9 protein-coding genes and 1 tRNA gene are annotated in these 9,252 nt (G+C 50.6%); all 10 read left to right on the forward strand.

Features of this window, described 5'->3' with window-relative positions:
* Nucleotides 1-164 precede the first annotated feature (164 nt).
* The 10 genes from GPK83_RS06605 (at nucleotide 165) to GPK83_RS06650 (ending at nucleotide 9,116) form a co-directional block, all read left to right on the forward strand.
* Nucleotides 165-247 (forward strand) — tRNA-Leu (locus GPK83_RS06605).
* Between the two features lie 90 nt (nucleotides 248-337).
* Nucleotides 338-685 (forward strand): zf-HC2 domain-containing protein, encoded by a 348-nt coding sequence (locus tag GPK83_RS06610; RefSeq protein WP_117552624.1) that lies wholly within the window; start codon nucleotides 338-340, stop codon nucleotides 683-685.
* A gap of 39 nt (nucleotides 686-724) precedes the next feature.
* Nucleotides 725-3,358, forward strand: a complete 2,634-nt coding sequence (polA, locus tag GPK83_RS06615) for a DNA polymerase I (protein ID WP_215704328.1) — start codon at nucleotides 725-727, stop codon at nucleotides 3,356-3,358.
* Nucleotides 3,359-3,955, forward strand: coding sequence for a dephospho-CoA kinase (gene coaE, locus GPK83_RS06620; protein WP_215704329.1), 597 nt, complete (start codon nucleotides 3,359-3,361; stop codon nucleotides 3,953-3,955).
* A complete protein-coding gene (locus GPK83_RS06625) occupies nucleotides 3,942-4,739 on the forward strand; it encodes an MBL fold metallo-hydrolase (RefSeq protein WP_215704330.1) in 798 nt (265 codons plus the stop codon). Before coaE ends, GPK83_RS06625 begins: the two co-directional genes overlap by 14 nt.
* Before the next feature lie 251 nt (nucleotides 4,740-4,990).
* The gene (locus GPK83_RS06630; protein ID WP_118598014.1) at nucleotides 4,991-5,263 is read left to right on the forward strand and encodes an ACT domain-containing protein; all 273 of its coding nucleotides are present in this window, start codon (nucleotides 4,991-4,993) and stop codon (nucleotides 5,261-5,263) included.
* A 20-nt stretch (nucleotides 5,264-5,283) separates the two neighbouring features.
* A complete protein-coding gene (locus GPK83_RS06635; protein WP_215704331.1) occupies nucleotides 5,284-6,648 on the forward strand; it encodes a PFL family protein in 1,365 nt (454 codons plus the stop codon).
* 12 nt (nucleotides 6,649-6,660) lie between these two features.
* Nucleotides 6,661-7,299, forward strand: a complete 639-nt coding sequence (locus tag GPK83_RS06640; RefSeq protein WP_215704332.1) for a histidine phosphatase family protein — start codon at nucleotides 6,661-6,663, stop codon at nucleotides 7,297-7,299.
* Complete coding sequence (locus GPK83_RS06645) at nucleotides 7,299-8,525, forward strand: SAM-dependent methyltransferase (RefSeq protein ID WP_215704333.1); 1,227 nt, start codon at nucleotides 7,299-7,301, stop codon at nucleotides 8,523-8,525. Before GPK83_RS06640 ends, GPK83_RS06645 begins: the two co-directional genes overlap by 1 nt.
* A 42-nt stretch (nucleotides 8,526-8,567) precedes the next feature.
* On the forward strand, nucleotides 8,568-9,116 hold the full coding sequence (locus tag GPK83_RS06650) for a hypothetical protein (protein WP_215704334.1): 549 nt from the start codon (nucleotides 8,568-8,570) through the stop codon (nucleotides 9,114-9,116).
* Nucleotides 9,117-9,252 lie beyond the last annotated feature (136 nt).

The raw sequence follows: 9,252 nt of genomic DNA on the forward strand, positions 1-9,252 counted from the left end.
GTATCTGGAAGAACTTTTAGAAGCTTAAAAATAGCTGAAAACAGAATTGGTGGTAGACAATCATTCATGCGTTTGTCGTGTCCACCACTAAAATCTCCTTGCAATTTTCATGTTCTTATGATAGAATTATATGCGGCTGTTGAAATACACAGCCGCGAAGATATGCCGGCGTGGCGGAATGGCAGACGCATCAGACTCAAAATCTGACGGGGGTAACTTCGTGCCGGTTCAAGTCCGGCCGCCGGCAGAAACGAAAAGACATGACTCTCATTAGATGGTCGTGTCTTTTTGCATTTATGCGGGCTTCTTAAGATTAAAGCTGAAAGGAGTGTGTTCCATGACCTGTGTGGAAGCAGAAAAGATGGTAGTTCCGTATATGAAGGATGAGCTGTCCCCAACGGAGCTGGAAGATTTCCTGGACCATATTAAAACGTGTGATAACTGCAGGGAAGAGCTGGAGATCCACTATATGGTGGATGTGGGTTTAAAAAAGCTGGACGAGGCGGATGGAACATACGACATCGTGGGAGATTTAAAACGAAAGGTAGCGGAATCCTACCGGACCCTGCGCCATATCTCCATATTCCAGATCACGACCTACGCGGTCACGACTCTGGGCGGAATGGCGTTAGTCGTCATGATCCTTTTGCAGCTTCGGATCTGGAAGACGATGGGCTTTTTGTAATAGGAAGCTTATAAATATTATCGTGAAACAGGAGTGAACATGGAAAAACTCGTACTGATCGACGGTCATAGCATCTTAAACCGCGCGTTCTACGGTGTGCCGAACCTGACGAACTCGGAAGGTCTTCACACGAACGCGGTCTATGGCTTTTTAAATATCTTATTCAAGGTTCTCGATGAGGAGAAAGCGGACTACCTGGCGGTGGCCTTTGACTTAAAAGCGCCGACGTTCCGACATAAGATGTTCGACGCTTACAAGGGAACAAGAAAACCGATGCCGGAGGAGCTTCACGAGCAGGTACCGCTTATGAAGGAAGTCCTGACGGCCATGGGTGTTCCGATTCTCACAAAAGAGGGATATGAGGCGGACGATATTCTTGGAACCATCGCGAAACGTGAGCAGAAAGATGGATATGAGGTGACGATCCTCTCCGGAGACCGGGATCTTTTACAGCTTTCCGACACCCATATCCGGATCTGTCTTCCGAAGACAAGCCGTGGAACCACAGAAGTACACAACTATTACCCGGAGGACGTGATTCGGGAGTACCAGGTAACACCGGAGCAGTTTATCGAGGTGAAGGCCCTGATGGGCGACCAGTCTGACAATATCCCGGGTGTTCCGTCCATCGGTGAGAAGACGGCAACAAACCTCATTGTACAGTATCAAAATCTGGAAAACATCTACGCCCACCTCGATCAGGTAAAACCGCCCAGGGCAAAGAAGGCGCTGGAGGAACACAAGGACCTTGCAGATCTCTCCCTGAAACTTGCAAGAATCTGTATCGATGCCCCCATTGAGTTTTCCATGGCGGACGCGAAGCTGGAAAATCTCTATACACCGGCCGCTTACGAATATATGAAACGTTTGGAGTTTAAGTCCATCGCAGCGAGATTCGGCGAGGGGATCAGGAATGAGAGCGGACCGGAGAAGCAGTTTGTCCTCGTGGAAGATTTCTCAGAGGCGGACGCGCTCTTTGAAAAGGCAAAGAAAGAAGAGCGCATCGGTATGGAGCTTCTCGCGGAGAACGGCTCCGTGACAGCTCTCGCTTTAAGCTTTGAGGAGACCGGAAGCTATATTTTCCCGGTCGGCGGCTTTATGACAGAAAGCTATATCGCCGGAAAGTATGAAGAGCTCTGCCGCACAGGCCATGCCTGGGTGCTGGATCTCAAGCATTCTTTGCCGTTTGCGAAGCTTTCCTACGGGGATACCGTTTACGATGCGGGTGTCGCGGCGTACCTTTTAAATCCGTTAAAGGACACTTATGGGTACGATGACATTGCGAGGGATGTTCTCGGCATGACGGTTCCGTCAAGGGCAGACCTGATCAAAAAGATGTCCTATAAGGACGCCTGCGCAAAAGAACAGGATAATTTTACGCACATGGCGGGACTTATGGCATACACCGCTTTTGCCGCCGGGAAACCGCTCTCAGAGCGTCTGGCAGCAGAAGGAATGGAGGATCTTTACCGGAATATCGAGCTTCCGCTGATCTATACGTTATTCCACATGGAAGATGAGGGAATTGCGGTCCGCCGGGAAGAACTCACCGCCTACGGCGGGAAATTGAAGAAACAGATCGCCGTTCTCGAGAAGGAGATCTGGGAGATGACAGGACAGGAGTTCAATATCAACTCCCCGAAACAGTTAGGCGAGATCCTGTTTGAGAAGATGCAGATCAAGGGCGGAAAAAAGACAAAGACCGGCTATTCAACAGCGGCAGATGTCCTTGAAAAGCTCGCCCCGGATTACCCGGTGATCCAGAAGATCTTAGATTACAGGCAGTATACAAAGTTAAATTCCACCTACGCGGACGGTCTGGGAACATATATCAAAGAGGATGGCCGGATCCACAGCCGCTTCAACCAGACGATCACGGCGACGGGCCGGATCTCCAGCACGGAGCCGAACCTCCAGAACATTCCGATCCGCATGGAGCTTGGACGGGAGATACGGAAGGTCTTTGTCCCGCGGGACGGATTCCTGTTCTTAGATGCCGACTACTCCCAGATCGAGCTGCGCGTCCTCGCCCACATGTCCGGCGATGAGCGTCTGATCGAGGCATATAAGACTGCCCAGGATATCCACGCCATCACGGCGTCCCAGGTGTTTCATATCCCGTTAAACGAGGTGACACCGCTGCAGCGCCGCAACGCGAAGGCCGTGAACTTCGGGATCGTGTACGGGATCAGTGCCTTTGGACTCAGCGAGGACCTGAGCATCTCCAGAAAAGAGGCCATGGAGTATATCGAGCGGTATTTTGAGACTTACCCACAGGTCAAGTCATTTCTTGACAGCCTTGTGGCTCACGCAAAGGAACAGGGGTACGTCACCACCATGTTCGGACGTCGCCGCCCGGTGCCGGAGCTAAAATCCTCGAACTTTATGCAGCGTTCCTTCGGCGAGCGCGTGGCAATGAACTCCCCGATCCAGGGAACCGCCGCGGACATCATCAAGATCGCCATGATCCGGGTGGATGAGAGACTGAGAAGAGAGAATCTTCGCTCCAGACTGATCCTGCAGGTACACGATGAGCTTCTCATCGAGACGGCGGAGGACGAGAAGGAAACAGTTATGAAGATCCTGTCCGAGGAGATGCACCATGCGGCATCCTTAAAGGTGGAACTGGAGATCGACATGCATGGCGGAAAGAACTGGTTTGAGGCGAAATAAATGGAACAGAAGAAGAAAATTATTGGAATTACAGGCGGTGTCGGCGCTGGAAAGAGCAGTGTGCTGGCGGTATTGAAAGAGGATTTTGGGGCGAAGATCATTCTGGCGGATCTTGTGGCCCACGATCTCATGGAGCCGGGAAGCGAGGGGTTAAAGAGGGTCACGGAGGCCCTTGGAACATCATTCCTTGCTCTGGACGGATCCGTGGACCGGAAGGCACTTGCGGATGTGATCTTCCGCAATAAGGATGCGTTAAAGACCATGAACTCCATCATCCATCCGCTTGTGTGGAAGACCATGAAAGAGGCAGCAGAAGCGGCTGAGGAGCAGCTTGTGATCATCGAAGCGGCAGTCTTTGACACCGCGCCGAAGGACCTCTTTGACGAGCTGTGGTATGTCTACACCACAAAGGAGAACCGGATCATCCGCCTTATGGCAAACCGGGGTTATAGCCGCGAAAAGTGCGAGGATATCATCGGAAGACAGGCATCGGAGGAAGAGTACCGCGCGCTCTGCGACCGGGTCATCGACAACAATGGGGACGAGTCCGATATCAAACGACAGCTGAAGGAGATCCTTGACCATGAGATTTGTTAGTATTGCCAGCGGCAGCAGTGGAAACTGCATCTACACAGGAACGGAGGAGAGCCACATCCTGATCGATGCCGGTATCAGCGCGAAGCGGATCGAGCAGGGGCTCAACGAGGTTGGATTAAAGACAAGCGAGCTGGACGGGATCTGCATCACTCATGAGCATTCTGACCATGTGAAGGGACTCGGCGTTCTCGCGAGAAAATATGAAGTCCCGATCTACGCGACGGAAGGGACGTTAAATGAGATCAAAAAGATCAAGGGCCTTGGAGAGTATCCGGAAGAGCTTCTTCACCCGATCCTTCCGGACACGGAGTTCGCCCTGGGGGATCTGACAGTCAAGCCATTTCACATCGACCACGATGCCGCAGACCCGGTGGCATACCGGATCCAGTCGGGAAACAAGTCCGTGGCGGTGGCGACGGATCTCGGCCATTTTAATCAGTATACCGTCGACCATCTGCTGGATCTGGACGCGGTGCTTCTGGAGTCCAACCATGATCTCAGGATGCTGGAGACGGGACCGTATCCGTACTACTTAAAGCGCCGCATCATGGGGGATTTCGGACATCTTTCCAACGAAAACGCAGGGTGTCTCTTGAACTGCATTTTAAGCGGCAGATTGAAACATATATTACTCGGCCATCTGAGCAAGGAGAACAATATTCCGGAGCTGGCCTATGAGACGGTGCGTCTGGAGATCGACATGGGGGATTGTCCGTACCATGCAGACGATTTCCATCTGGCAGTGGCGAAGCGGGATGAAATGTCGGAGATTATCAGCCTGTAGTCAGAGAGAATGTCCCGGCATATTCGGGCGTCCCACATGATTCTTTGCAGCGGCCTGCATTTTCGTACAGGTGTACATCAAAAAAAGCTTGCATCTTATGGAATGTAATGATATATTTTAAGAAATTTTTTATGCTTTAACACTGCATAATGCTACCGTTCCCAGGATTCCCGCCTTTCAGCAGACCATGTCTGCCGGGCCGGATCAAATTAAAAATACGCGGAAGGCACAACACAAGGAGGAAAATTTCCATGGATAAAGTTATTATCACTGTAGTAGGAAAAGACACCGTAGGCATCATCGCAAAGGTATGTACATATCTTGCGGACCATAAAATTAACATCCTTGATATTTCCCAGACCATTGTTCAGGAGTATTTCAACATGATGATGATCGTGGATGGAAGCGGCGCAAGCGTTTCATTCGATGAAATGGCTTCCGGTCTCGATGAGATCGGCACTGGAATCGGCGTCAACATCAAGTGCCAGCGTGAAGAGATCTTTACAAAAATGCACCGTATTTGATTAGGGAGAGGGAAAAGATTATGATTACACGTCTGGAAGTAAACGAGACTAACAATATGATCGAGCACGAGAATCTGGATGTCCGCACCATCACCCTTGGTATCAGCCTTCTGGATTGCTGTGACTCCGATCTTGGCAAGTTAAACGAAAAGATCTACAACAAGATCACGACTCTCGCAAAGGATCTTGTTCCGACAGGAAAACAGATTGAGCGTGATTTCGGAATTCCGATCGTCAATAAGCGTATTTCCGTGACTCCGATCGCCCTGGTGGGCGGTGCTGCATGCAAGAGTCCGGAAGATTTTGTGACCATCGCAAAGACTCTCGACCGCTCGGCAAAAACCGTAGGCGTCAATTTTATCGGCGGATATTCCGCACTTGTTTCAAAGGGCATGACTACAGCCGATGAGAATCTGATGCGCTCCATTCCGCAGGCGTTAAAAGAGACCGACTTTGTCTGCAGCTCCATCAACGTCGGTTCCACAAAGACCGGTTTAAATATGGACGCTGTCCGTTTAATGGGCGAGATGGTCGTAAGAACCGCAGAGTACACGAAGGATAACGACTGCTTAGGCTGCGCGAAGCTTGTTATTTTCTGTAATGCACCGGATGACAACCCGTTCATGGCAGGTGCATTCCACGGTGTCACAGAGGCTGACGCGATCATCAATGTAGGTGTTTCAGGACCTGGTGTTGTAAAAACAGCGCTGCAGTCTGTCCGCGGTGCTGATTTCGAGACGTTATGTGAGACGATTAAAAAGACTGCATTCAAGATCACCCGTGTAGGCCAGCTTGTTGCGAAAGAGGCATCCGCACGCCTCGGTATCCCGTTCGGTATTATCGATCTGTCTTTAGCACCGACTCCGGCTGTGGGCGATTCCGTTGCTGAGATCTTGGAGGAGATCGGTTTAGAGCGCGCAGGCGCACCGGGTACAACGACTGCCCTCGCTATGTTAAATGACCAGGTAAAGAAGGGCGGCGTTATGGCATCTTCCTACGTCGGCGGACTTTCCGGTGCGTTTATTCCGGTCAGCGAGGACCAGGGAATGATCGATGCGGTCAACGAGGGCGCTCTTACCATCGAGAAACTGGAAGCAATGACCTGCGTATGCTCCGTGGGTCTTGACATGATTGCGGTTCCGGGAGATACAAGTGCTGCAACCATCGCCGGAATCATCGCGGATGAGGCGGCGATCGGCATGGTAAACCAGAAGACAACAGCAGTCCGCCTGATCCCGGTAATCGGAAAAGGTGTGGGCGAGACGGTAGAGTTCGGCGGTCTTTTAGGACATGCACCGATCATGCCAGTGAACGCATTCAGCTGTGAAAAATTTGTAAGCAGAACCGGACGGATTCCGGCTCCGATCCACAGCTTTAAGAACTAAACAGGAGAGACTATGAGAATCTATCTGATCCGTCACGGCAGGCAGAACAGCCCGCTTTGTAATGTAAATGTGCCGCTTTCCGACGCTGGTAAGCGGCAGGCAGAGCTTCTTGGGGAGAGGCTAAAAAAAGAATGCATCGACGCCGTCTGGTCCAGTGATCTGATCCGCGCGTGTGAGACAGCCGATATTATCAACGAAAAGCTCCATGCGCCGAGGATCATCCGGGAAGGTCTCCGGGAGATCTCCTTCGGTGATCTGGAGGGACTTTCCGACGATGTGATTATGGAGCGCTACGCAGACTTTTTTGCCGCCAGAGCTTCCATGAAGGAGGATCTTCCGTATCCGGGCGGTGAGAACGCTGCAGATGTGATCCGCCGGGCCGTTCCGGTCATGGATGAGATCGTAAAGTCTGGCGCAGAGACCGTGGCTGTCGTCACCCATGGGGGCGTGATCCGGAGTCTTGTGACCCATTATCTCCATATGGACGGCGCATATGTTCCGCTGCTCGCGAAGCATCTGGAAAACTGTGGGATCACGGAATTTTATTACCGGGAGTCCGACGGGGAGATGTTGTTAAACCGTTTTAACGATTTCGCCCATCTGATGGATGAGCCGGAGCTTTTGCGCGGCGGCTGGGGAGAGAAGAAGTGATGGAAAAGAGAGAGCTTCACAGTGTACTCACTGATTTTTTAAATGAGCGTCTGATCCAGGTCACGGCCAGCGGACAGGCGGAGAAGAACGATTTTCTGAAGGCAAAGATCCGTCCGGTGTTAGCGAAAGGCGCCCTGCATTTTCAGGCAGAGGAGTTTATCGGAAAGCAGGCATTCCACAAGAATCTCACCGCGGAGGAAGCGGTGGATTATCTGGAAAGTCTTATGGAGACAAGCTTCCGGCAGCTTCAGCTGGAGGCGCAGGATAAGAGCGGAACGGTTCTTGTGAGCAAGAAGGGGAAGATTACCGTGAAGGTGAAGAAAAAGGCGGCTGTGGCAAACGTGGCAGCTTCCGCTTCCGGCCAGGATAGCGGGTCCACCGGTGGTTCTGACGCGGCTCTTAAGGCTGCGTGGGCTGGCGGTCTTTCCCATAACCGGAAGAAACGGTATATCCTGGAAGAGGGAATCCCGGTTCCGTTCCTTGTGGAACTTGGTGTCCAGACGAAGGACGGGGCCATCGTCCACGCAAAGTATGACAAATTCCGCCAGATCAACCGGTTCCTGGAATTTATTGAGGACGTGCTTCCAAAGCTTGATAAGGAGAAGGAGACCAGGATCATTGATTTTGGCTGTGGAAAGTCTTATCTGACCTTTGCGATGTATTATTATCTCAAGGTCTTAAAGGGCTACCCGGTACGGATCACAGGCCTGGACCTGAAGACGGACGTGATCGAGCACTGTTCCCGTCTTGCGAAGAAATTTGGATATGAATCTCTGGAGTTTCTTCATGGGGATATCGCTTCCTACGAGGGAACGGATGAGGTCGATATGGTCGTGACGCTCCATGCCTGCGATACTGCGACGGATTACGCGCTGGAGAAGGCGGTCCGCTGGAACGCGAAGGTGATCCTGTCTGTTCCGTGCTGTCAGCATGAGGTGAATAAGCAGATGAAGAGCGAGTTGTTTGCACCGGTGTTCCATTATGGAATTATCAAGGAGCGGATGGCAGCGCTTTATACAGATGCCCTTCGTGCGGAAGTGCTGGAGGCCATGGGATACCGGGTGCAGATCCTGGAGTTTATCGATATGGAGCACACGCCGAAGAATCTTTTGATCCGGGCGGTAAAGCAGGGGAAAAGGAAGGAGAACCGGGAGGCGATCGAGGCGATCCTGAAGGAGATTCATGCGGAACCTACGTTGTATCGGTTGTTGATGGAAGAGAAGTAAATGGAGCAGCCGCAATGGATTTCATGAGTGAGGTGTAAGGGTATGAGAAAATATATGGTATTATGTTTGACTGCCGCACTGCTCATTTCTGGCTGCCTGAACCAAACGAATGAAAGTGCAGACACCTCAACAGAGACAGAGGAATACGTGCTTAGCACACCGGATACATACAAAAATTTAGAGAGCTTTATCTATGCATATCAGACTTCAGACTCGCCTAATATACGATCAGAACTTCCAACCGAGCGGATTTACTGGATCAATGATAACAATCCATGGAAGACATCCTTGAAGGACATTCAGGTCCGGGAGGGATATTTTTCCTGCCACTATGACAATGAATTTGTCCTATTTACACACAGACTTTCTGATGGAAAGAGTGGTTTGGAGACAATGATCAGAAACAATCCAGACGCAGGTTCAAAAGAAGTACAGGATGGTTTTGAATATTATTATTCGGAAGAAGAGGAGCAGAGAGACTATTTATGGCTCCAGGATCAGACGAATATGCTGGAATTAACGATTCCTAAGAATGTAGAATTAAATTTAAATGAATTGATTTCATTTTTGGAATATCAAACCCTCAAATAGATTTTATATGCCGCCCGGATCCCTGAAAAGGAACGAGCGGCTTTTAGTATTTTAGTATAAATTAACCTGTTGTGCTAGATAAAATAATATAAAGAAACTTCAACAAAATGTGCTATCCTATTTGTAGGCAATACAA

Source organism: Clostridium sp. MCC328 (assembly GCF_018785465.1).
Lineage (GTDB): Bacteria > Bacillota > Clostridia > Lachnospirales > Lachnospiraceae > Pilosibacter > Pilosibacter fragilis.

Coding starts and splice junctions, on each gene's coding strand:
- polA (WP_215704328.1), top strand. CDS start 725: ATGGAAAAACTCGTACTGATCGACGGTCATAGCATCTTAAACCGCGCG.
- coaE (WP_215704329.1), top strand. CDS start 3,359: ATGGAACAGAAGAAGAAAATTATTGGAATTACAGGCGGTGTCGGCGCT.
- GPK83_RS06630 (WP_118598014.1), top strand. CDS start 4,991: ATGGATAAAGTTATTATCACTGTAGTAGGAAAAGACACCGTAGGCATC.
- GPK83_RS06610 (WP_117552624.1), top strand. CDS start 338: ATGACCTGTGTGGAAGCAGAAAAGATGGTAGTTCCGTATATGAAGGAT.
- GPK83_RS06635 (WP_215704331.1), top strand. CDS start 5,284: ATGATTACACGTCTGGAAGTAAACGAGACTAACAATATGATCGAGCAC.
- GPK83_RS06645 (WP_215704333.1), top strand. CDS start 7,299: ATGGAAAAGAGAGAGCTTCACAGTGTACTCACTGATTTTTTAAATGAG.
- GPK83_RS06650 (WP_215704334.1), top strand. CDS start 8,568: ATGAGAAAATATATGGTATTATGTTTGACTGCCGCACTGCTCATTTCT.
- GPK83_RS06640 (WP_215704332.1), top strand. CDS start 6,661: ATGAGAATCTATCTGATCCGTCACGGCAGGCAGAACAGCCCGCTTTGT.
- GPK83_RS06625 (WP_215704330.1), top strand. CDS start 3,942: ATGAGATTTGTTAGTATTGCCAGCGGCAGCAGTGGAAACTGCATCTAC.